This is a genomic window from Shewanella sp. SR43-4, from assembly GCF_014163845.1.
In the GTDB taxonomy this organism is placed as follows: domain Bacteria; phylum Pseudomonadota; class Gammaproteobacteria; order Enterobacterales; family Shewanellaceae; genus Shewanella; species Shewanella vesiculosa.
This window is the reverse complement of record NZ_JACJEB010000001.1, coordinates 1-23,413: the sequence shown is the minus strand read 5'-3', so window position 1 is coordinate 23,413 and position 23,413 is coordinate 1. Positions and strand designations below refer to the sequence as shown.

Genomic DNA, 23,413 nt, shown 5'->3' with positions numbered 1-23,413 from the left:
TGTCAACAAACACATCACCTGACGTTAAGCCATGCTTTGTTAGGTGATGTAAGCCGTCAATTTTAGCCAATGTTATTCGTTTCATTATTACTTGGTCGAGTAAAAGCTTGGCAAATATTTTGATCTACAGACTGTTTCGCGCGTTTTAAGGCTATTTCAGCATTGGTAAGATATTGGTCTAAATTTTGTGCTGGTTGGTAGCTGGCAATACCGATATTAATACCTTCTGCTAAATTTTTCTCTTCCAAGGTTTTCATCATGTTAATTGCGTATTGATGCGCTGAATTGGCATTGGTATCTGTGAGTAAGATAACCAGCTTTCCGAGCTGCCATTGCGCTATTTGATAATGAAGCGGTAACTCAATCAGTAATTGTAGCTCAATGTCTTTTTGGCGTTTCTCAAGCTGACTCACATTACCCATGTTGCTAAAAATACCTTCAGGATTAATGTCCATCACCAGTAGGCTAGAGTATTTTTTAATTGAGTCACCTAGGTTGATAAAATAATTTTCAAGTTCATTTAAACGCAGCACTATCGCACTACGATGGCCAATAACATTACTGCTGTTTTTAGCTAATACCGTGGGGGTTGTTTGCTCAAACGTACAAATAAGATATTCAATGTCACCGTCAAATGTTAATTGGCCGACTAATGTTGTTTTTAAACAATGATCATATCGACTGTGGTTAAACGGCATTATCTGTGCAGTCCATTCTCCCTGTAAACTGATTTGCGCGGTAATATTTTGCCATTGATTACTGACTTCGTCGCCGAGTAATGTCGTCAGTGAAATATCAGTGTCTCCGTGTAAAGACATCAGTTGATCAAATTGGTCATTACATTTTATGAGCACTCCGTTGGCATCGGTTAGCGCGGTAGCAACGGCGCTATTACTCATTAGTTGATACAGATAGGCTTGGCGCTGACTATCAAATAAGGCACTAATATCTTCAAAAGTGATCAGCCAATAATGTTCATTACTATTGGGGCACTTTTCACTGCGAATATGAGTTTGTAACATACTACTATTCTGCGTTTCCAAGCTGATCTCACCATGCCATTGTTTATCTTGGATTAACGCCTCTTTAATCTGATTTAAACGATCATCATCCAGATGCAGTACCCGTTGTAAACTGCGATCTTTTAGAGCATCAATTGACAGCGATAGCGCCGAAGCCGCTTTGGCATTAGCGCTCTGGATCCGGCCGCTATCATTAACAATTAAACAACTTAATTCACTGTTAAACAAACCGTTACTCAATTGAAGGCTATTTTGGTTTGAGCGACGCTCAAGCACAAATCTATGTCTTAATATCACTAGTAAACTGGCTAATAGTGCGACTAAGCATCCAGCGATAATGAGTACTATGCGCCATTGCTCATACCGAGCAGAAATATCATCATGACGAATGTACGACAATAAAAAGTATTCTCTCTTGGTTTCATATTGGCTGGTTAACTCAACCTTCAGGTATACAAATGTGGCATCTTCACTATGAAACTGGCCAAAATTATTCATTGCCATTACACGCCATAATTCTGGATAAGTTTGTTTTAAACTGGACCCTAGAGTGTCAGGCATGCTGTCTAATGGCTCAGGTTGATTGGCACCTGCATACAGAAAGCCTTGGGTATCAAGTAAAAGTAAGGGGGAATTCTGATTAAAAAAAGCAGGTTTTATTGTTTCAAGTAATTTAACAATAGAATTATAAGTGACCAAATAACCTTTAATACTCTGATCAGGATTTTCTATCCATGATAATTGATAGAAATACGGCTCTAATATGCCATCAACAGGTGTAAATGCCATGGGTGAGGTGTAAATATCATTACCGCCCATATTCCTCCCCGAGCCCAATAATGCTGCGGGAAGTTGCATATTATTGAAACTCCCTGTGGTCGAAAATTGCAGTTGTCCTTGGGGATTAAATAATGCAAGTCCAAGCAGTTCTGGAATATTTTTCGTTAATGAGTCCCAGCTTTCGATCGTTCTTGATTGCAGTTGTGCAGAGGGTTTTTGCAGGTATTGTCGCAGTAATTCACCTTTGGCAAATGTCTGGGTTCTAAACTGCAAAAATGACACTTTGTCGGAGGCTAACGACGCAACAGTCTGTAATTCACTGTAACGTTGATCGGCCCAATCTTCTTGCAGGCGACGCTCGCCTAAATTAACCACCATACTCGTAACGATAAACACCGCAATTAATAAAATAATCAATTGGCTTAGCAGCGAAAGAATATGCTGTTGCGACCAATGGGTCGCTTGTGAAGAAATTAATAACGAGTTTGAAGAACTCACTGCTGTGTGTTTAGACATGGTGCCACTTTTTTAGCATTCTCATGCTGGCAATACTAGCATGAAGCCGGCGTTGGCGAAAATGTCTGTGCACTAATCGAATAGATTTGTTTAACCGATTATATCTAACTCGCGTTGTTTAAATATTGCGCCGTTTTTTTCAGCGATATTGCGGCAATGTTCAATGTTTACATTAGCCAGCCCGTTGATAGCACTGACATGTACTTCAGGTATGAATTTCGGCGCAAGATGAATAAATTCAAGTAACGCTTCATAGGACCCTGCTAGTTTAGGCCGGCAATGTTGCTGGTATGCTTCAGGGGTATCGGCATTAAGTGAAATTGATAGACTGTCTACACATTGGCTTAGCTCGGGTAAAATATTACGGCGATGAAAATGGTTACCCAAGCCATCGCTATTTAGCCTTACACGTCCACCTTGGGCTTTTATCACGTGTGCAACCTGCAGCAAACACTCAAGGTTTAAGGTGGGTTCACCAAAACCGCAAAAAACATATTCTGCTACTTCCTGCACATTACCCAATAGTGGGAATATATCGTCAGCTGTAATACGTTGAGACAAGGATAAGTCATATTCATGTATTTGCTTAGAGCCATTATGCTTAGGACAGAACTGGCATCTTAGGGTACATCTTGCGGTAATGTTCAGATAACGGTGATGACCTATATCGTAAACTAAGGTTGGTATGGCTGAGGAGGTGTTCATAATGGCTTTTTATCATCAAGATTATAGCGAGTATTCTAGCTAAATATTCAGCGTGACTATGTTGCTTAGCTCGCAGTTTTTAAAGCAAAAAAAACAGAGCCATGTCAGCTCTGTTTTTTTAGGTTAATAATCGAGTTTCATTGGCTTAATGGTGCTTGTCAGAACCTAAGGGGTCAGCAAGGGTTTTAGGTTGCCACCACCAAGAGAAAAATCGACGCCATAGGCGTTTTATATCATCAAGAATAATGTATAAAATCGGCACTAGAATTAGCGTCACTACGGTAGAGAATAAAATACCGAATGCTAGTGATGTCGCCATTGGAATAACAATTTTAGCCTGTAAGCTTTTTTCCATAATGATGGGCACTAAGCCAACAAAAGTGGTGAGTGAGGTTAAGATAATCGCTCTAAAACGGTAACAACCAGAATCGATAGCCGATTGCAGTAGCGACTTGCCTTCTTCACGCGCTCGGTTAACAAAGTCGACTAAAATAAGCGAGTCGTTTACCACCACTCCAGCGAGTGCCACAATGCCACATAAGCTCAGCACACTCATTGAAAGCCCGAGAATATAATGGCCAAACAAGGCGCCAATCATACCAAACGGAATAACCGACATAATGATTAACGGTTGTGTGTACGACTTTAATGGGATGGCCATTAAGGCATAAATAGTGAACATGGCAAAGAAGAAGCCTTGGGCTAAACCGAGCATGGCATTTTGCTCATCCAAGCTGCCGCCATCCAAAGCCGAAGCCACTTTGGGGAAACGCGCGGTTAATTCTGGCAAGAAGTCTTGCTGAATTTCGGCGACCACTTTTGATGGTTCAACATTGTTTTTATTCACATTGGCGCTAATGGTGATCGCTCGGCGACCATCAACCCGAGTGATCGATGCGTACGACTCACCCAGTTCGATATCGGCTACGGTTGAAAATGGCACCGAGGCGCCAGATGGAGTGCGGATCAGCATGTTTTCAAGATCACCCATAGTACGACGTTGTTCTAGTGGGTAACGCACCATGACTTTGACTTCTTCTTTATTACGTAAAATTCGTTGGGCTTCATAACCATAAAAGCCATAACGAACTTGGCGTGCTAAATCTGACAGTGTTAATCCTTGTGCTTCAGCTTCTGGACGAATGTTTAAGCGGATTTCGTGTGAACCCGATGAGAAGTTATCGGTAATATCATACACGCCTTCATAGGTAGCCAGTTTTGCTTTAAGCACTTTAGCGGCTTCAGATAACTGGTCTAAGTCCGTTGCCGTTAAGCGGAATGATAAGTCACCACCGGCATCGTTGGTGCTAGCATTGATATTAAGTTTTTTAACCGATAATAATTCCGGTAACTGTTTACGCCATTCTTCAGCAATTGCGACACCGTCGATTTCACGGTCTTCGCCTTTAGTCAGTTCGGTAAATACAAAGGCACTGCTGCGTGATTTCAATTCGATATAGCTATGCTTTACCATAGGGTAACCGTACTGTTCTTCAAGCTTAGTGTTCATTTTATATAACGCATCTTCGACTTGTTGCAGTACTTTTAAGGTATTTTGCTCAGAGCTGCCTTCTTCCATTTCAAGCTGAACTTGAATAAAGTCCGACGGAATATCAGGAAAGAAAACCCAGCGCACTTTGCCGCTTTGTACTAATGCAAGTGACAAAATCAGTACCCCAACAAATACCGCCACTACGCTGTAACGACGCGAAATGCAACGCTCTAAAAAGTGACGATAAGTGTGGTGGATAAAGTGCTGTAACCATTCATTGATGGCAAATTTAAGCCGCGAGAAAGGATTAGTTGGTGTGGTGCGTTTTTTGATTTTCATGTGAGCCAAATGCGCCGGTAAAATCAATTTTGATTCAATCAACGAAAATGCTAAACATAAAATCACCACCATGCCGATGGATTTCCAAATGATACCCATGGGGCCGGAGACCATGATCATAGGTACAAAGGCGGCAATGGTAGTAAGTACCCCAAATGTGGCAGGCATTGCTACTTTTTGCACTCCTTTTACCACATTATCTAAAGAGTGGCCGTTTTCTTCTAGCTCGGTATAGGCGCTTTCTCCGATGACAATGGCGTCATCGACCACGATCCCTAGCACGAGAATAAATGCAAACAGTGTCAACATGTTGATCGACATATTAAATGGTTCAAGCGGCATTAATAACATGGTGCCTAAAAAACACACAGGCAGGCCCATCATCACCCAAAAGGCCAGTTTAAGATCTAAGAATAAGGCTAAAATAATAAACACTAATAGAGCACCGTAAAACATGTTCGACAGCATCATGTTCAAACGGCCTTGCAAGTAGTGGGTTAAATCACCCCAGGTATCCAGTTGAATATTGTTCGGTAAGGTTTTTTTTCGTTCAGCGACATAAGCTTTAACTTGCGACGAAATATCTAACGCGTTTTGATCGTCAATACTGGTGATTTCAATGACTGCAGCGGGCTTGCCGTTAAAGCGGGTGTATTCTAAACGCTCTTCAAAATCATCATTAATGGTGGCCACTTGCGGTAGCATAATTCGGCTGCCATCGGCACGGGTTTCTACCACTATTTGGGCAAAATCATCGGCAGTATAAGCTTGGCCTTTAGTCCGCAGAAGAATGTCACCGTCTTGGGCACGAATTGATCCACCGGGCAAATCAATGGATGAGTTTTGAACCGCTAATGCCACTTGGGTGAAAGTAATGCCATATTCGCGCAGTTTGTCTTCAGACAGCTCAATACCAATTTCGTAGTCGCGAACACCAGTGACTTTTGCGCGAGTAACTGCAGGTAAGTCGGTGATGTCGTCTCTGATTGCTTTAGCCATTTCCTTCATGTCATGTAGGCTCATGTCGCCATAGACAGATACCCAAATAACATTGTTTTCTGGCTTTATTTGGTAAATATTAGGTTTTTCGATGTTATCTGGGAAGGTGGCAATAGCATCAATACGCAACTTAGCTTCATCTAGGACTTGCTGAACATCGTAACCGTCTTCAACTTCAATGGTCACCGAGCCCACACTGTCGCTGGCAACTGACGTGACTTTTTTGATGCCGCTAATATCTTGAATTGCTTCTTCGATTTTAATATTAATCCCTTCTTCAATTTCTTGTGGCGCAGCACCTGGATAGGCCACATTAATATTGATGAGGTTTAATTCGAAGGTTGGAAATATTTCTTTATTAATAAGAACGGCACTAAACAAACCGCCAATAAGCAATGCTGCCATGAGTAAGTTGGCCGCGACACTGTTGCGAGCAAACCAGGCGATAATTCCTTTATTCGTTTCCATGCTTATTCACCTGCCGTCGGCGCGACTTGGATGTCAGTATCGACTGGAGTGATCTTGCTTTCTTCGCCGAGTACTTTTATTTTCTGACCGGCATTCAAGCTGTTAATACTCGTGGTTGATACGCGCTCATTTGCTTTGAAACTGCCTTGAATATAAATATTGTCAACGTCTGAACGAATAATATTCACAGGGCGTATTTCGATAATATTGTCTGCGCTAACCACTGCTACTTGACCATTGCGCACTACGTGACGCGGCAGCTTTACCACATCATTCACCGTTCGCCCAGTAATCACTGCGTTAACAAAGCTGCCGTATTTTAACGGTAATTGGCCTTCGGTTTTATGGTTACGTAAATACGGGTCATGTATTTCTGCGACCAGATATACCATGCGAGTTTGTTCGTCGATAACGTTTTCGCTGCGAACAATTTCGCCTTGCCAAGTGACTTGCTTGCCGGCTAACAATGCAGTCAATGTGACTGCAGTTTCAGGATTATCAACAGACTCTAAATACGCGAGATCTTCATTTGCTAAAGGCAATCTAATTTCAGCAATACTGGTGTCGTATAGCTCGCCTAAATTAGTTCCTAGTGTAACGTACTGACCTAAGTCAACATTACGCGCCTTAATGATACCGTCAAATGGTGCTCGGATAACGGTGCGGGCTAAGTTTCGTTGTGCACGGGCTAGTGCTGCTTCGGCATATTTAACGTTAGCTTGTTCTTTTTTGAGTTGTGGGATACGTAATCCCAGCTCTGGTGGTAAGCCGTTACCAAAATCTTTAAATTCAATTTTAGCGACTTCGCCGCGGGCTTTTTCTTCATTCAATGCCGCCGTCGCTTGAGCAAGCGTTGCTTCAGCCTGCATGAGGTCGGCTTCATAATCTGACGGCTCTATAATGGCAAGTTGCTCACCTTTTTTAGCCACACCACCAGCAACAAAGTTAGCTGAAATACTGAGTAAGCGTCCTTGAACTTCTGTGACTAACTGGGTTTTATACTTAGGATTCACTACGCCGTATGATGGTAAGTTCAGCGACAAGGTTTGCGGGGTGACGGTTTGCACATTAATAATCGGCACACTGATCACTTCATCTTTTTGTTCAGGGGCTTCTTTGGTGCTGACTAATAATATCGCTGCGGCGGCAAACACGGCGATGATCAATAGCGGTGATAATCTTCTAAGTATGGTTTTTATCATTTCTTTTTGCGTATCCATGCTGAAATAATGCTGAAAGATTGTTAACTACGTTGGCTAACAAGTTTTACTGATTAATATTTTTACTCATTATCTCTAAATTAACAGAGTATGAAGCGTATCTGAATAGCTTAATGTAAATAAAATGTTTCAGGGTTTCATGTTTTTTATCATTTGGTCCCGAAATATCAGTAAATTGATTTTTTTACGGTGTTCGTATCGGGGTATACCATACCATTAAATTTTAAATTGTTATTAATTAGTTGCTTAGGTTGAAATATTTGCCTGGGTGTTTTTTGAGCTGAAATTAACATTTGTTGACACTTTCTTGCTCTATTGCCTCTAGTTAATAATGATATATAACGGTTTAGATATAAAAAAAGCGAATTACAGAGTAATTCGCTTTAATGCTGTCTAGTTAAGGCTGTCTAAGGAAGCCTAGATAAACCTAAATACTACTTTTTCTTGTATTTTTTTGATTTCACTCGAGCATCTTTTGCGTTGGCTTTTTTCTTTCCTGGCACCTTGGCTTCTTTGTGCTTAGGGCGAAGCTCTTCAATAACACGGCGTTTTAGCGGGAGCTCAATGTAGCGTTCAATTTTAGACACTATGCGCATGTCATGTGCTTCAACTAAGGAAATTGCAGTGCCCTTTGCACCAGCACGTGCAGTTCGCCCAATGCGATGAACATATGCATCAGCAGAGCGAGGCATGTCAAAGTTAATCACATGAGTAATGTCATCAACATCAATACCGCGAGCTGCAACATCAGTGGCCAATAGCACATTGACCTCGCCTTTAGAGAAACGTCCAAGTGCTTGGAAGCGCTTTTTCTGTTCCATATCGCCGCGCATAAATGCACAAGGGATATTCGCTTTGAGTAATAGGCCTTCAAGGCTGGCAACCATTTCGCGCGTTTTAACAAACACTATGGTGCGTTTAACATTTTCTTGTTGAAGAATATGACACAACAAGGCAAATTTATGAGCTTGATCATCGGCCAAGTGTACCCACTGATGTACTTTGGCTTTTTCACTGCGCGGTGCTTCAACATCGACCATTACGGGATCGTTTAACAATTCACGTGCAAAACGATTGACCCCATTACCTTCAAGCGTGGCAGAGAACAACATATTCTGTTTTCGACCCTGAGCTTCGATGGCAATTGATTGCACGACTGATGAGAACCCCATATCGAGCATGCGGTCAGCTTCATCAATAATTAAAATTTCAACTTCAGTCGCGTCAAATTTATCTTTATCTAAATATTCCATTAATCGACCTGGGGTAGCGATTAATAAATCAACATTGTCTGCAAGAGCTTCTTCTTGTGGGCCATATGGCACACCACCGGTAATAATAACGATGTTGAGATCAAGCCCTGTTGCTAAGTGACTCGCATAACGATGAATTTGACTGGCTAATTCGCGAGTTGGTGTCAGCACTAAAATACGTGCTTGACCCTCAAAACGGCGTGGGAAATCGATAAGATGCTGTAAAGCTGGCAGTAAAAAACTGGCCGTTTTACCGGTGCCTGTTGGCGCACGCGCTAAAATATCCCGCTGATCCATGGCCAATGGAATGGTTTGCTGCTGAATAGTGGTAGGGGTGTTGTGTCCCATGGCCTTGAGTGACTCTAATAAGCTAGGGTCGAGCTGGAAATCTTCAAATTGCATGCGCTGGTCTCGCTGAAAAATAGTTGAGTATTATAGCTGACCTAATGAGTAGGCTAAAGCTTTAAGTAGAATGGGCGGCATAAATCTATCATCGTTTCGCTGTATCGCCCTTGTTTATCGCGGATCGTCATCTGCTGATACTGAGTTTCAACCGGTAGAACAGTCAATATTGGTTGTTCAGTTACCGCTAGGTGATGCTGAATGGCCAATATTGATCGGTTAGCGAGCTTTCCCTCAATGCTAATGATATCAAGTTGCTTGGCAACGAATAGACCATAAGCATTAAGTTGTTGTGTAAAGCTCGCTAAACTTTGTTGCGGTAAAATAACACTTGCAGTGCCCTGGGGAGCAAGTAATTTGCTGATCACGCTTTGTAACTCACCGAAAGACAAGGTGTTCGTGTGTCTTGCGTCTGCTCGAGCGCTATTTTTAGCCTGGGTACCTTGCTCAAAGTAGGGCGGGTTACAAATAATATGATCAAATAATGGCGCCGAATCGTTGAGGTGCTGTAGTTGAAAATCTTGAATTGCACCATGGAAGAGTTGTACCGTTTCAGGCCAAGGGCTTTGTCTAATATTATGTTGGCAAGCATTAGCTGCTGCAGCGTCTATTTCTACAGCAATAATACGGCGGTGTTCAGGACTGCGCTGGGCCGCCATTAGGCTGAGTAAGCCACTTCCTGCACCAATATCAAGAATATGGTTCGACTGTGTTAATTCAGCCCAAGCTCCGAGTAAAACCGCATCTGTACTAACAGCCATACCACATTCTTTATCATCAATATGAAATTGTTTAAACGTAAAAGACATAGATAATTGATTACTCTTTCGGCTGTTTGAATGACTCGGGCGAGATCATAACTGCTTTAGTTTTTACTGTCGCGTTTTAATTACCGACCTCTATCGTGGTTGATTTTTTGTTATGTTAATTAACTTAACATTCATAGGTGTGGTGAATATGTGCGCAAGTCTTGCCATAAATAGTAACTAAATCGTTTATTTTGCTTTTATGAGGTGCTGAAGCTTGAGTATTTAAGCGATGTTTGCTATTAGTTTGCGCACTTTTTTAGGCTTAAAGCTGAGTAAAAGGTCTAATTAAGACTGTTTTGACAGGGATGTGATGCTGAGTACTGAGCTAGCGATTTATTTCGTTACTTTCAAAAAAAGTTTTACTATTTTTAAGTGTATTTTTAACTTTACAATTTATTGTTCGTTCAGCTCATCAGTAGCTAATTAAAGCGTAATCAATTAGGTTTGTTAAAAAACATAACAATAAAACGAGGCTAGTAGTGCAAACAACTAAAATGAGTGTAACTGATACGCTAGGGTTAGGCTTTATGACCTTTGCGTTCTTTTTAGGTGCGGGTAACTTAATTTTCCCACCTTTTGCTGGCATGCTTGCTGGCGAGAATATGTCTTTTGCAATGTTTGGATTCTTAATAACTGCAGTAGGAATGCCTTTGATAGGCTTAATCGCCGTGGCGAAAGCCAACGGTAAAGTGATGGCGTTATTACCAGCCTTTGCTGCCACCGCATTAGCAGTGGCGATTTATATTATTATTGGCCCTGCATTTGCCGCCCCGCGTACCGCTTTGGTGGCGTTTGAAATTGGTGCAAGACCGTTTATTAGTCACCCTGATGCATTGATGCTGCTCGGTGGGCAAGAGTTTAATATTGCGCAATTGATTTATACGTTAGTGTTTTTCTCTGTTGTGATGTTTTTATCTTTATTTCCAGGCAAATTACTCGATAGCGTAGGTAAAATACTTACTCCAGTATTAATTATATTATTAGTAGGTTTAGCCAGTTCAGTGATTATTCTCCCCGGTGCAGCGGTAAATTTACCCGTTGGTGAGTATATTAATAATCCATTAACAAAAGGGATAATTGAAGGCTATAACACCATGGATACCCTGGCATCATTGATGTTTGGTATGTTGATTATTGATTTGTTACGCAAAAAAGGTGTTAACGACGCTGCCGATCAAACTAAGTATTTAGTCCGTGCAGCCTTTATTGCTGCTGGTGGTCTCGCGTTTGTGTATGTGTCGCTATTTTATCTTGGTGCATCTGCTGGCGATTTTGCTATTGGCGCAGACAATGGTGGTCAAATTTTAACTAATTATGTCACTTATCATTTTGGCTCAATTGGCACATTAATGTTGTCAACGGTAGTAACGCTAGCATGCTTAACGACTGCGGTTGGTTTAGTCACAGCTTGTTCTGAATTTTTTAACGAGTTAATGCCAAGCTTGTCTTATAAATTGTTGGTCGTTTTGCTCAGTGTGATTTGTGCTACCGTTGCTAACGTTGGGTTAACTCAGTTAATTAGCATTAGTATTCCAGTGCTAATGACCATTTACCCAGTCGCCATAGCCTTGGTATTAGTAACGTTTTTAACAGAGCGTTTTGCTAGACCTGAGTTTTCGCATCGTATTGTGTTAAGTGTTGCACTATTTTTTGGTATTTTTGACGGGTTACAAACCGCTGGTATGGACATGAGTTTCCTTGATTTTATGCCATTGCATGCCGAGGGAATGGCTTGGTTGCTACCCACGGCGTTAACGGCGATAGTGTGTTTGTTTTTACCTAAAAATATGCCTCAAAAAGCCGATATTTAAACTTTAAATAAGTCATAATATACCCATCAATATAACGACGTTATGATAAATTATCTAACGTTGTTTTTTATTATTTATTGGATAATGCTTTGGCCAAACCTGCTTATCAACCGGATCCATTAATTAACCAGTTTCTTGATGATCTCTGGTCAACCAAGGGGTTAAGTGACAATACTTTGGTGTCCTATCGTACTGATTTACAACATTTGGATCGTTATGTATCGGCTAAAGGGATCCATTTACTCGATGTTGACCAAGCCCAATTACGCGACTATCTAGCTATGCGCTTTGATAAACAATTTGCCAAAAGCAGTACCGCTAGATTGCTTAGCAGTTTACGGCGTTTTTATGCTTACTTATTAGTGAAGCAAAAAATTAGCCAAGATCCGACCGCATTAATTAAGTCGCCAAAACTCGCGCGTCAACTACCTGATACCTTGTCGGAGGCACAAATTGACAGCTTATTATCTGAGCCGAATACCGATGAGCCTATTGAGCATCGTGATAAAGCCATGTTGGAACTCTTATATGCCACCGGCTTGCGTGTAACCGAGTTGGTCAGTTTAACCATGGAGCAAATTAGTTTGCGCCAAGGCTTGGTCAGGGTGATGGGTAAAGGCGGCAAAGAGCGCTTAGTTCCTTTAGGTGAGTTGGCTATTTCAGCCGTTGAGCAGTACATCAAGTTTGCTCGTGCTGAGTTATTAAGTATGAAGCAGTCTGATGTATTATTTCCATCACGACGAGGGCAAATGATGACACGGCAAACCTTTTGGCATCGGGTTAAGTTGTATGCTGCAAGGGCGGGGATTAGCTGTCATATATCACCGCATACGTTACGCCATGCTTTTGCTACTCATTTATTGAATCACGGGGCAGATCTTCGGGTTGTCCAACTTTTATTGGGACATAGTGATTTATCCACCACGCAAATATATACTCATGTAGCGAAAGTGCGTTTACAGCAGTTGCATAGCCAGCATCATCCGCGCGGTTGAGTGCGATAATGATCAAATCGTTACATTTTAAGCATGTCAGTCTAGTTGCGTTAACGAAACTAAGTCTGTAAGTTTTATTCACTAAGTCGGGTCTATTGAACTGAACCCGTGCCATTTAGGAATTATCATGAAGTTAACCAAAACATTAGCCCTTGTTGCCAGCCTTGTTATTGCTCCTATTGTGTCAGCTGCACCTGCGACTGATGTCTCAAATGAATCTGCATTAAAGCAAAAGCTTACAGATACCTTGGGTGTCAACGTGTCGTTAATTCAACAATCTCCAATTGATGGTTTATATCAAGTACTAACCGATCGTGGAGTGTTATACGTAACCAAAGATGGCGCTAAGCTGTTTCATGGCAATCTGTATGATATCGACAAAGGGATGAAAAATTTAACCGAGGCTGCATTGGCCGGTCCTCGTATCGAATTGTTGAAACCATTTGAAGATGAGATGTTGGTTTATAAAGCTAAAAATGAGAAACACGTTGTCACTGTGTTTACTGATGTCGATTGTGGTTATTGCCGTAAGCTACACAGTCAGATGCAAGGCTATAATGATTTAGGTATTACCATTCGCTATTTAGCATATCCTCGTGCGGGTATTCCTTCTGCTAATGCTGATGAGATGCAAGCGGTATGGTGTGCTAAAGATCCTCTCAAAGCGATGTCAGAAGCAAAGTCAGGTGGTAAGGTCACTGCCGCGAGTTGTGATATCGATATCGCTGCCCAGTATAAGTTAGGCACATCTTTTGGTATTAACGGTACTCCTGCGTTGATTTTAGAAAATGGTGTTATGGTGCCGGGTTATCAAGCGCCAGCTGACTTATTACGTACGATAGAAGCAAACTTATAAAGCATATTGATAAATCAATGTCGTAAAACGTGTGCTAAAAACGTAAAATTAAGGTGAGCTTAGGCTCACCTTTTTGTTATGCTTATTTCTCATATTACCCGGTTAAGGTTGCCTTTTGTCTCATAGAATAGTCCGACGTCCTCAGGTTGATGATAGCCATTTACCCGCCTCATTATCACCATTATTGAAACAACTTTATGCTCGCCGTGGCGTGACTGAAGACAACTGTGATTTATTACTCAGTAAGTTATTACGCCCCGAGACGATGAAAGGGCTAGCGGAAGCTGCCATTGTCATTGCCGATGCCATTGCTGCTCAGCGGTCGATACTCATAGTTGGGGATTTTGACGCTGATGGTGCTACCTCAACCAGTGTATGTATGTTGGCACTGAAAATGATGGGGGCTCAGCATATTGATTATCTCATTCCAAACCGTTTTGATTATGGCTATGGTTTAAGTCCTGAAATTGTTGCCGTGGCATACTCTAAAAATGCTGATGTATTAATTACTGTTGATAATGGTATCTCTTCGATTGAAGGCGTGGCTGCAGCCAAGTTATTGGGGATGACCGTTGTCGTGACAGATCATCACTTGCCCGGTAATACCTTGCCTAACGCTGATGTTATTGTAAATCCAAACCAGCCAGGGTGTCAGTTTGCCAGTAAGTCTATTGCTGGTGTTGGGGTGGCATTTTATCTTATGTCAGCACTGCGCGCCGAATTAAGGCAACGTAATTGGTATCAACTACAACACATTGTAGAGCCTAATCTCGGCTCATTATTGGATATTGTCGCTCTAGGGACGGTTGCTGATGTGGTGTCGCTAGACACTAATAATCGTATTTTAGTTAATGCAGGTTTACAGCGTGTTAGAAGTGGTCGTTGTCGTGTCGGTATTACTACTTTACTTGAAGTGGCAAAACGTAGCCCTGAAAAGATGGTTGCCGCCGATTTTGGATTCGCGGTGGGCCCCAGATTAAATGCTGCTGGTCGTTTGGATGAAATGGCTTTAGGGGTTGAGATCTTACTGTGTGAAGACATCATGCTTGCAAGAAGAATGGCTGCCGAATTAGATGGCTTGAACCAAGAGCGCCGTGAACTTGAAACGGGTATGCAGCAAGAGGCATTAAAGAGTCTATCGAAAGTATCACTAAATGAGGATCATTTACCTTGGGGGATTGCTATCTTTCAGGATGATTGGCATCAAGGGGTGATTGGTATTTTGGCCTCACGGATTAAGGATCGCTATCATCGGCCGGTTATTGCTTTTGCTGATGCCGGTGATGGGACGATTAAAGGCTCGGCTCGTTCAATTAAAGGCTTGCACATGCGCGATGTGCTCGAGCGTATCAATAGCCTCTATCCAGGGATGATAACTAAATTTGGCGGCCATGCGATGGCGGCAGGACTCTCGTTAAAAGCTGATGTGTTTGAACTCTTTACCCAAGCCTTTGATGATGCCGTGAGGGAGGTATTAGATTATGAGCAACTCACAGGAGAGCTTCTGTCTGATGGTGAGTTACCGAGTGATTTAATGACGCTCGATATGGCCTTTTTATTACGTAATGCTGGGCCTTGGGGGCAGTCATTTGAAGAGCCGCTATTTGATGGCATGTTTAATGTTGTCCAGCAGCGTATCGTCGGCGAGAAACATTTAAAGCTATTATTAGAGACGCAGTGTGGCAGCACTATGTTAGATGCAATTGCCTTTAATGTGGACTTAGCCATATGGCCAGATGCAACGATTAAACATGCTCGCGTGGTTTATAAGCTTGATGTGAATGAGTTTAGAGGTAACCAAACCGTGCAGTTAATGGTGGATTACATTGAACCCTTGTGATCGCAATTTAACTGTTATTTAGCTTAGAGCTTTAGGTTTGTTCTGTGTTCTAAGACCAACAGCACTGTAGCGTTAACTTGTCGATACAACTAAAACAAAAAGGCCTCGCAATGCGAGGCCTTTTTGTTAAATCTTATAAAGTTATTTGGTACAGGTGAGAGGACTTGAACCTCCACGCCCTTGCGAGCATCAGCACCTGAAGCTGACGTGTCTACCAATTCCACCACACGTGCAAAACATGTATCGCGAAATAACTTTATTTTTATTAGTCGCAGTAGCCACCAATATCAATATGGTGCCCGAACCCGGAATCGAACCAGGGACACGAGGATTTTCAATCCTCTGCTCTACCGACTGAGCTATTCGGGCGACGGACGCAATTTAAAGGATTTTGACCTGTTGAGTCAACTTGTTTTTAATGTTTTTATCAAAATTTGTTTCATTTGAACGTATTTTGGTCGTATCGAATATTATTCGGCCAAAGCATCGTATTGTAATCAATATTGCATTTCATGATGGTTAGTGGATTAAATGATGTTAAGGTGCCTTTTTTACCCGTGGCATCAGCACGCAAAGTAAAAATACCGTTAACTATGTAGCGATGAGATCTGCTGATATTGTTGAGTTAGGTATAAAAAAACGCTCCTAGGAGCGTTTAATACTAAATACCAGTTGCTGTCATTTGACTAGTTAGATACAAGCTCATTATTTGGAAAATTAGCTTTCATTACTGTTTTGACGTTTTGTTGAAGCTTTTCCTGACCTAGCTCCTCATACGCTTGAGCCATAATTTCTAATGCTCGTTCGGTTGAAGGCGTTCCTGGAAACTTCTCCATCACTGATTGAGCACGAACAGCAGCAGCACTCCATGCATTCATTTTGATATAATATTCAGCAACTTGGATAGAATACTTAGCTAAACGGTTCTTTAAGAACTGCATACGTTGTTGTGCATCAGCAGAATACTTACTGTCTGGATACGATTTAATCAATCTATCGAAATCTTTAAATGCATCTTGGGCATATTTAGGATCACGATCGGTACGATCAATATTCATTAAATCGTGAAATAAGTAATTATCTGCCTGCATATTCGTTAAACCACGCATATAATAGACGTAATCTATATTAGGATGCGTTGGATTGAGGCGTAAAAAGCGATCAATATTGGCAAGTCCTGATGCAGCATCATCCATTTTGTAATACGCATAAATCAAGTCTAATTGAACTTGAGTTTTGTGCGGACCAAATGGAAAACGAGAGTCCAATGCTTCAAGTGAACGGACGGCTTTAGAGTAATTACCTAATTCCATTGACGTTCTTGCTTGAGAATACAGGACCTCAGGTGATGCTTTACTGGCAACATCATCGTCTTCAGGACTGCTACTACAGGCTGTTATAGCCAGTGAAAGTAATACTAGGGCGGCACCTTTGGCAATTTTATTCATACTTGAATTTAATTCTTTTTAAGTTGTTGTTAAGAATTTTTCCATTTCACGGTAAAATAGAAAACATCCGATTGTAACAGATAGCACATTCACTTTGGACCCCTAAACTGGGGTACGGTTCCTATGACACAAGAGATTAATCTAAAAAGCGAGATAACAGCAACACAAACTGGTCTGAGATTAGACCAAGCATTAGCTGGTTTGTTCCCTGACTACTCGCGCACACGCATCAAGGAATGGATCCTATCTGGTGCAATTACTGTTGACGGTATCACAGTCGACAAGCCACGGGAAAAGGTTTTCGAAACTCAACTGATTGAAGTGACCGCCACTCTTGAAGAAGAAGTGCGTGCACAAGCGCAAAAAATCGATCTCGATATTATTTATGAAGATGATCATATTATCGTGGTTAATAAGCAAGCAGGTTTAGTTGTGCATCCTGGTGCGGGCAATGCCGACGGCACATTGATGAATGCACTGTTGCATCATTGTCCTAGTATCGAGCTCGTTCCACGCGCTGGTATCGTGCACCGTTTAGATAAAGACACCACTGGGTTAATGGTTGTAGCCAAAACTGTTGAAGCGCAAACACATTTAGTTGCCGCATTACAAGCTCGCGATATTGTTCGTGAATACGAAGCGATTGTATTGGGCACTATGACTGCTGGTGGCACGGTTGATGAACCTATCGAGCGTCATGCTACTCGACGTACTCAAATGGCAGTGATCCATGGTGGTCGCCCATCGGTGACTCATTACCGTGTGGCTGAAAAATTCCGTGCTCATACTCGTTTACGTTTACGTTTGGAATCTGGTCGTACACATCAAATTCGTGTTCATATGGCGCATATTGGTCATGAGTTAGTTGGCGATCCTGTTTATGGTGGCCGTCCTCGCCCACCTAAGTCAGCTAGCCCTGAGTTTTTTGAATTACTCAAAGGTTTTAAGCGTCAAGCTTTACACGCGGTGCGTTTAGAACTTGCTCATCCGTTTACCTGTGAAATCATGACTTGGCATGCGCCTATTCCTGATGACATGGTTGAGCTGACAAAAGCACTACGAGTTGACACTGAGCTGAACCCGATAGTTTATTTATAATGCTTAAGCACGATTGGCCAATACCTGAAAATGTTGCCATTGCGATAACAAATCGCTTTGGTGGTGTTAGTGTTAGTCCTTTTGATAGTTTAAATTTAGGCTTACATGTAGGCGACAAGCCTCAAGATGTATTGACTAATCGTGCGATATTAAGTCAGCAATTTGCATTACCGGCAGAGCCTACTTGGCTCGAGCAAGTTCATGGTACTAACATTGTCGAACTTCAAACATTGACGGCTGATAGTGCTTTAACCTTTGCCGATGGCAGTTACAGTAATCAGTTTGGTCATGTGTGTGCGGTAATGACGGCGGATTGTTTACCGATATTATTATGTAATCAACAGGGCACTGAAGTTGCTGCTGTTCATGCTGGTTGGCGTGGCTTATGTGAGGGAGTAATCGAGCAAGCATTAGCGATGTTTCAGTCTCCAGCGGCAACATTAATCGCTTACTTTGGACCAGCAATTGGCCCTAGTGCATTTGAAGTGGGTAGTGAAGTGCGCGATGCTTTTATGAGTAAAGATCCACAGGCTTCAAAGTGCTTTATTCCTCATAACACCAAATATTTCGGAGATTTAGTCGGATTAGCTAAGTTGCGCTTATCTGCAGCTGGTGTACATCAAACCTATAATGCCAATGTTTGTACCTTTGCAGATCCACATTTTTTTTCCTATCGCCGCGATCAGCAAACAGGTCGAATGGCATCATTAATTTGGCTTAAATCTTAGCCTGCTATTATTGACAGTATCCAAGTCTAAAAAATAATCGATTTGTTGATCTAGATTAAGTTTTAACCTTGAATTTACATTAAATGGCCCCATCTTTAAGTTAACAAATTATTCGTTTCTGAATTAATTTCCCATTTTATCAGTATCAGATTCCTAGGAGGTTGTATGAGACTCGATCGTATGACTAATAAGTTTCAAATTGCCATTTCTGATGCCCAATCATTAGCATTGGGGCGCGACCATCAATTTATTGAACCTATTCATTTAATGATGGCACTATTAAATCAAGATTCTGGCTCTATTCATTCTCTACTCACTCAAGCGGGCATTCGCGTAAGCGCGCTTCGCTCTGCAATTAGCCAAGACTTAGAGCGTTTACCGCAAGTTGAAGGCACGGGTGGGGATGTCCAGTTGGCGCAAGGATTAATTCGATTACTTAACCTGTGCGACAAACTGGCCCAAAAACGTAAAGATAAATATATTTCATCAGAACTCTTTGTTTTGGCTGCATTGGAAAATAACGATCCGCTTGCCAAAGCCTTAAAAGATTCTGGTGCGACTAAAGAATTAATGGAAAAAACCATTGAAGATATGCGCGGTGGACAGAAAGTCGATGATCCTAATGCAGAAGATCAACGTCAAGCACTGAAAAAGTTTACCGTTGATTTAACCGAACGCGCAGAACAAGGTAAATTAGACCCTGTTATTGGCCGTGACGAAGAAATCCGCCGCACGATCCAAGTTTTACAACGCCGTTCTAAAAATAACCCAGTACTTATTGGTGAGCCCGGTGTAGGTAAAACGGCTATTGTCGAAGGCTTAGCACAACGCATTGTTAATGGTGAAGTCCCTGAAGGGATTAAAAATAAACGGGTATTATCATTAGACATGGGCTCGTTAATAGCGGGCGCCAAATATCGCGGCGAATTTGAAGAACGCTTAAAAGCGGTATTAAATGAACTCTCTCAAGAAGAAGGCCAAGTCATTCTCTTTATTGATGAGCTGCATACCATGGTCGGCGCAGGTAAAGGTGAGGGGGCAATGGATGCGGGTAATATGCTCAAACCTGCATTAGCACGCGGTGATTTACATTGTGTCGGTGCAACAACTCTGGATGAATATCGTCAATATATTGAAAAAGATGCAGCACTAGAACGTCGCTTTCAAAAAGTGATTGTTGATGAGCCCAGTGTTGAAGACACTATTGCTATTTTACGTGGTTTAAAAGAGCGCTACGAATTACATCACCATGTGGAAATTACCGATCCTGCCATTGTAGCCGCGGCAACTATGTCACATCGTTATATTTCTGATCGAAAACTACCCGATAAAGCCATCGACTTAATTGATGAAGCTGCGTCGAGTATTAGAATGCAAATTGACTCTAAACCTGAAGCTCTCGATCGATTAGAGCGTCGTGCTATTCAGCTTAAATTAGAAGAGCAGGCGTTAAGTAAAGAGTCTGATGAGGCCAGCCGTAAACGTCTCGAGTTTTTGCAACTTGAGTTAAGAGACGTTGCAAGTAAAGCGGCTGAGATGAATGAAATTTGGCACACCGAAAAAGCTGCATTAGCGGGCACCCAACACATTAAAGCCGATTTAGAACAGGCAAGAATGGACCTAGAGGTGGCTAGGCGTGCGGGTGATTTAACGCGGATGTCAGAATTGCAGTATGGACGGATCCCTGAACTTGAAAAACAGTTAGATTTAGCCTCACAGGCTGAAATGCAAGACATGACATTGCTGCGCAATAAAGTGACCGATGTTGAAATTGCCGAAGTGTTATCAAAAGCTACCGGTATACCGGTATCAAAAATGCTTGAAGGTGAACGAGAAAAGCTATTGCACATGGAAGATGCGCTTCATCATCGTGTTATTGGTCAAAATGAAGCTGTTGATGCAGTCGCTAATGCCATTCGTCGAAGTCGTGCAGGACTTGCTGATCCTCAACGTCCAATCGGCTCGTTTTTATTTCTTGGTCCAACCGGTGTTGGTAAAACTGAGTTGTGCAAAGCATTAGCCAAGTTTTTGTTTGATACTGAGTCAGCCTTGGTGCGTATTGATATGTCTGAGTTTATGGAAAAGCACACAGTCTCTCGTCTAGTTGGTGCACCTCCAGGTTATGTTGGCTATGAAGAAGGTGGATATTTAACCGAAACCGTTCGACGTAAACCTTACTCAGTCATTTTGTTAGATGAAGTTGAGAAAGCACATCCAGACGTATTTAATGTATTACTGCAAGTCTTAGATGATGGTCGGTTAACCGACGGCCAAGGCAGAACGGTTGACTTTAAAAACACTGTTATCATCATGACCTCAAATCTCGGTTCAGATATTATCCAAGAGGGCTTTGGTCATACAAGTTATGAGGATATGAAAGCGGGAGTCATGAATGTGGTGATGCAGAGTTTTCGTCCTGAGTTTTTAAATCGCATCGATGAGTCTGTGGTATTCCATCCCTTAGATGCAGAAAACATTAAACACATTGCCAGTATTCAATTCGAGTTACTGCGCAAGCGTTTGATTGAAAAAGAGTTCGATATAGAGTTATCTGATGACGCATTATCTTTAATTGCTGAAGCTGGATTTGATCCTGTATATGGTGCAAGGCCATTAAAACGAGCATTGCAACAAGAAGTAGAAAATCCTTTAGCGCAAAAACTACTTCGCGGCCAATTACTGCCAGGTAAAATGATTAAAGTCGTTGTGGAAGATGGCAAGCTAGCCTTCATTCAATAAGACTCGCTAACCTGGACATCTAAAGTGGTTATAACAAAGGGAGCATTTGCTCCCTTTTTCGATTATTGACTCTGACAAAATAAGCTGACTCGCTCGGTATTTTCGGCTATTGCAGCTTGTCTTTGCTCTTCCGTCATCGCAACAGTCTCACCAGTGTCTTTATTTTGTTGATTTAACTTGCTGTGAGTCTGTAACACACTGAGGCTATGTTTAGCATTTTCACAGATATCTTTGGCTTGTTGCTTATCTTTTTCGTTGATAATTTTTGCCGATTTCTCTAGTTCAGTCTCAACCTTAGTAGAAGATTTTTTTTGGGGCACATAAGTGCCAATTTTTGCGGGTTCCATATCTTCAGTATAAATTTTGCGAGCATCTACATTTGAGGGTTGTTGCTGACTGTAATGTACAACTCCAGCATCATCTACCCAAGTGTAAATAGTCCCTGCTAATAAGGATGTGCTAAATGCTAAAGCGGCTAAACTGATAACTAAACGCATAATTCCCATTTGAGTATCCTAGAGCTAATTGACGTTATGCTTGAACGTTTCAAAATATGCTATCTTTGAGTATAAATCCAACATCTGCAACGATAGTGTATAAAGTGTATGCAAAATTCACCCAATCACCCAGTAAAAAATAAAGGTATTTACTTATTACCTAACTTATTTACCACAGCTGGATTGTTTTCCGGTTTCTATGCTGTCATTTCATCTATGAATGGTCACTTCGAGTCTGCTGCTATTGCTATCTTTATTGCCATGATTTGTGACGGACTTGATGGCAGGGTTGCTAGGCTAACAAATACTCAAAGTGATTTTGGTGCTGAATATGATAGCTTGGCCGATATGGTCTCATTTGGTATGGCTCCAGCTATTCTTGTCTACAACTGGGCTTTACAGGATTTAGGTAAAATAGGTTGGTTAGCGGCATTTATCTATTGTGCATGCGCAGCATTAAGATTAGCTCGATTTAATACTCAGGTTGGTGTTGCTGACAAACGATTTTTTCAAGGCCTTGCCAGTCCAGCTGCTGCGGCATTAATTGCTGGCAGTATTTGGAGTGGATCCGAATATAAGCTCGATCCTACAGACATAAATTATCTCGCGGCATTAATAACGACAATGACTGGACTGCTCATGGTCAGTAATTTTCGCTATCACTCGTTTAAGGAAGTTGATTGGCGAGGAAAAGTGAATTTTGTCGTGATGTTATTGCTGGTGGGGGTATTTGTCATTATCTCTGTTGAACCTGCTATTATCCTTTGCCTTGGTTTCTATATATATGCACTATCTGGTCCTGTGATTACTATTAACACCATAAAGAAGTTAAAAGTAGCGCACATGGTTGGTGATGAGCCGATCGCACCAGACCTACAACAAACCCCAATTCCAGATTCGTCTAATGACATCACTCACGCAGGTGGTAATAGTCATAATGCAAATAAGAAAAGTGAAACTTAGAATACACTCAATTATTAGCATAGTGCTTATCAACAGGGTTCACCGTTATTGCTAATAGGTATAAAGAGTAAAGCCAGCTAACATTTTCTCGCAAAACTGAATAAAATGATGTCTTTTTCGTCCAATCCTTAAAGTTTGTACTATAGTTTTTATCCCTATTAGTATTAAAAGCGGATCTGGGTGATTGCAAGGTTCCAGTTACTAATAGCTATTTTGCATAAAAATAAACCTCATTGAATGATTTTAGTACTGCGTTGTTTGAATAGTGTTCGGTTGAATGCGGTTTTGCTAAAAACGTTTAAAAAGGCCTTGCACAAAATCTTGTGGTGCCTATAATGCGCATCCACTGACACGGCAGACAGCGAAAGCGGTTACCGAGTTGGGTTGAGTTAAGTGGTTCATATCACTGGATTCAAGGCGAAAAGAAAGTTTG

Annotated in this window: 16 protein-coding genes and 2 tRNA genes; 8 read left to right on the top strand and 10 right to left on the bottom strand. The window is 41.6% G+C overall.

Features of this window, described 5'->3' with window-relative positions; translation table 11 throughout:
- Positions 1 to 62: 62 nt before the first annotated feature.
- From H5123_RS00090 to H5123_RS00065, 6 genes are all read right to left on the bottom strand, one after another.
- Positions 63 to 2,318, bottom strand: a complete 2,256-nt coding sequence (locus H5123_RS00090) for a PAS domain-containing protein (RefSeq protein ID WP_182696653.1) — start codon at positions 2,316 to 2,318, stop codon at positions 63 to 65.
- Between the two features lie 90 nt (positions 2,319 to 2,408).
- Entirely contained in the window at positions 2,409 to 3,023 is a 615-nt protein-coding gene (locus tag H5123_RS00085) for a TatD family nuclease-associated radical SAM protein (protein WP_182696652.1), read from the bottom strand.
- A 145-nt stretch (positions 3,024 to 3,168) separates the two neighbouring features.
- Positions 3,169 to 6,321: an efflux RND transporter permease subunit gene (locus H5123_RS00080; protein ID WP_182696651.1), complete on the bottom strand. Its 3,153-nt coding sequence runs from the start codon at positions 6,319 to 6,321 to the stop codon at positions 3,169 to 3,171.
- 2 nt (positions 6,322 to 6,323) lie between these two features.
- On the bottom strand, positions 6,324 to 7,523 hold the full coding sequence (locus tag H5123_RS00075) for an efflux RND transporter periplasmic adaptor subunit (RefSeq protein WP_182696895.1): 1,200 nt from the start codon (positions 7,521 to 7,523) through the stop codon (positions 6,324 to 6,326).
- Between the two features lie 452 nt (positions 7,524 to 7,975).
- A complete protein-coding gene (gene srmB / locus H5123_RS00070) occupies positions 7,976 to 9,196 on the bottom strand; it encodes an ATP-dependent RNA helicase SrmB (RefSeq protein WP_124018025.1) in 1,221 nt (406 codons plus the stop codon).
- Positions 9,197 to 9,249: 53 nt separating this feature from the next.
- A complete protein-coding gene (locus H5123_RS00065; RefSeq protein WP_182696650.1) occupies positions 9,250 to 10,005 on the bottom strand; it encodes a tRNA1(Val) (adenine(37)-N6)-methyltransferase in 756 nt (251 codons plus the stop codon).
- A 479-nt stretch (positions 10,006 to 10,484) separates the two neighbouring features.
- On the opposite strand from H5123_RS00065, the gene brnQ reads away from it, so the two are divergent.
- The 4 genes from brnQ to recJ all read left to right on the top strand — a co-directional run bounded on the left by brnQ (position 10,485) and on the right by recJ (position 15,507).
- On the top strand, positions 10,485 to 11,816 hold the full coding sequence (gene brnQ / locus H5123_RS00060) for a branched-chain amino acid transport system II carrier protein (RefSeq protein WP_235781757.1): 1,332 nt from the start codon (positions 10,485 to 10,487) through the stop codon (positions 11,814 to 11,816).
- An 89-nt stretch (positions 11,817 to 11,905) separates the two neighbouring features.
- The gene (gene xerD, locus H5123_RS00055) at positions 11,906 to 12,811 is read left to right on the top strand and encodes a site-specific tyrosine recombinase XerD (RefSeq protein WP_182696649.1); all 906 of its coding nucleotides are present in this window, start codon (positions 11,906 to 11,908) and stop codon (positions 12,809 to 12,811) included.
- Between the two features lie 127 nt (positions 12,812 to 12,938).
- The gene (gene dsbC / locus H5123_RS00050) at positions 12,939 to 13,667 is read left to right on the top strand and encodes a bifunctional protein-disulfide isomerase/oxidoreductase DsbC (RefSeq protein WP_124018022.1); all 729 of its coding nucleotides are present in this window, start codon (positions 12,939 to 12,941) and stop codon (positions 13,665 to 13,667) included.
- Positions 13,668 to 13,782: 115 nt separating this feature from the next.
- The gene (recJ, locus tag H5123_RS00045; RefSeq protein WP_182696648.1) at positions 13,783 to 15,507 is read left to right on the top strand and encodes a single-stranded-DNA-specific exonuclease RecJ; all 1,725 of its coding nucleotides are present in this window, start codon (positions 13,783 to 13,785) and stop codon (positions 15,505 to 15,507) included.
- A gap of 146 nt (positions 15,508 to 15,653) precedes the next feature.
- Here the strand turns inward: recJ and H5123_RS00040 are convergent.
- From H5123_RS00040 to H5123_RS00030, 3 genes are all read right to left on the bottom strand, one after another.
- A tRNA-Leu gene (locus tag H5123_RS00040) sits at positions 15,654 to 15,740 on the bottom strand.
- Positions 15,741 to 15,800: 60 nt separating this feature from the next.
- Positions 15,801 to 15,876, bottom strand: a tRNA-Phe gene (locus H5123_RS00035).
- A 317-nt stretch (positions 15,877 to 16,193) separates the two neighbouring features.
- The gene (locus H5123_RS00030) at positions 16,194 to 16,955 is read right to left on the bottom strand and encodes an outer membrane protein assembly factor BamD (protein WP_124018020.1); all 762 of its coding nucleotides are present in this window, start codon (positions 16,953 to 16,955) and stop codon (positions 16,194 to 16,196) included.
- 123 nt (positions 16,956 to 17,078) lie between these two features.
- Here H5123_RS00030 and rluD point away from each other — a divergent pair, with 123 nt between their 5' ends.
- The 3 genes from rluD to clpB all read left to right on the top strand — a co-directional run bounded on the left by rluD (position 17,079) and on the right by clpB (position 21,520).
- Positions 17,079 to 18,053, top strand: a complete 975-nt coding sequence (rluD, locus tag H5123_RS00025; RefSeq protein WP_124018019.1) for a 23S rRNA pseudouridine(1911/1915/1917) synthase RluD — start codon at positions 17,079 to 17,081, stop codon at positions 18,051 to 18,053.
- Positions 18,053 to 18,781: a peptidoglycan editing factor PgeF gene (gene pgeF / locus H5123_RS00020; RefSeq protein ID WP_182696647.1), complete on the top strand. Its 729-nt coding sequence runs from the start codon at positions 18,053 to 18,055 to the stop codon at positions 18,779 to 18,781. The genes rluD and pgeF overlap by 1 nt, the downstream gene beginning before the upstream one ends.
- A 165-nt stretch (positions 18,782 to 18,946) precedes the next feature.
- On the top strand, positions 18,947 to 21,520 hold the full coding sequence (gene clpB / locus H5123_RS00015; protein WP_124018017.1) for an ATP-dependent chaperone ClpB: 2,574 nt from the start codon (positions 18,947 to 18,949) through the stop codon (positions 21,518 to 21,520).
- Between the two features lie 62 nt (positions 21,521 to 21,582).
- On the opposite strand, the gene H5123_RS00010 is transcribed toward clpB, so the two are convergent.
- Positions 21,583 to 22,026, bottom strand: a complete 444-nt coding sequence (locus tag H5123_RS00010; RefSeq protein ID WP_182696646.1) for a DUF4124 domain-containing protein — start codon at positions 22,024 to 22,026, stop codon at positions 21,583 to 21,585.
- 99 nt (positions 22,027 to 22,125) lie between these two features.
- Here H5123_RS00010 and pssA point away from each other — a divergent pair, with 99 nt between their 5' ends.
- The gene (gene pssA, locus H5123_RS00005; protein ID WP_259395561.1) at positions 22,126 to 22,980 is read left to right on the top strand and encodes a CDP-diacylglycerol--serine O-phosphatidyltransferase; all 855 of its coding nucleotides are present in this window, start codon (positions 22,126 to 22,128) and stop codon (positions 22,978 to 22,980) included.
- Positions 22,981 to 23,413: the final 433 nt, after the last annotated feature.

Excerpts from the sequence above, each read along its gene's own strand:
- H5123_RS00090 (WP_182696653.1), bottom strand. The coding sequence starts at position 2,318 with ATGTCTAAACACACAGCAGTGAGTTCTTCAAACTCGTTATTAATTTCT.
- H5123_RS00085 (WP_182696652.1), bottom strand. The coding sequence starts at position 3,023 with ATGAACACCTCCTCAGCCATACCAACCTTAGTTTACGATATAGGTCAT.
- H5123_RS00080 (WP_182696651.1), bottom strand. The coding sequence starts at position 6,321 with ATGGAAACGAATAAAGGAATTATCGCCTGGTTTGCTCGCAACAGTGTC.
- H5123_RS00075 (WP_182696895.1), bottom strand. The coding sequence starts at position 7,523 with ATGATAAAAACCATACTTAGAAGATTATCACCGCTATTGATCATCGCC.
- srmB (WP_124018025.1), bottom strand. The coding sequence starts at position 9,196 with ATGCAATTTGAAGATTTCCAGCTCGACCCTAGCTTATTAGAGTCACTC.
- H5123_RS00065 (WP_182696650.1), bottom strand. The coding sequence starts at position 10,005 with ATGTCTTTTACGTTTAAACAATTTCATATTGATGATAAAGAATGTGGT.
- dsbC (WP_124018022.1), top strand. The coding sequence starts at position 12,939 with ATGAAGTTAACCAAAACATTAGCCCTTGTTGCCAGCCTTGTTATTGCT.
- H5123_RS00030 (WP_124018020.1), bottom strand. The coding sequence starts at position 16,955 with ATGAATAAAATTGCCAAAGGTGCCGCCCTAGTATTACTTTCACTGGCT.
- rluD (WP_124018019.1), top strand. The coding sequence starts at position 17,079 with ATGACACAAGAGATTAATCTAAAAAGCGAGATAACAGCAACACAAACT.
- pgeF (WP_182696647.1), top strand. The coding sequence starts at position 18,053 with ATGCTTAAGCACGATTGGCCAATACCTGAAAATGTTGCCATTGCGATA.
- clpB (WP_124018017.1), top strand. The coding sequence starts at position 18,947 with ATGAGACTCGATCGTATGACTAATAAGTTTCAAATTGCCATTTCTGAT.
- H5123_RS00010 (WP_182696646.1), bottom strand. The coding sequence starts at position 22,026 with ATGGGAATTATGCGTTTAGTTATCAGTTTAGCCGCTTTAGCATTTAGC.
- pssA (WP_259395561.1), top strand. The coding sequence starts at position 22,126 with ATGCAAAATTCACCCAATCACCCAGTAAAAAATAAAGGTATTTACTTA.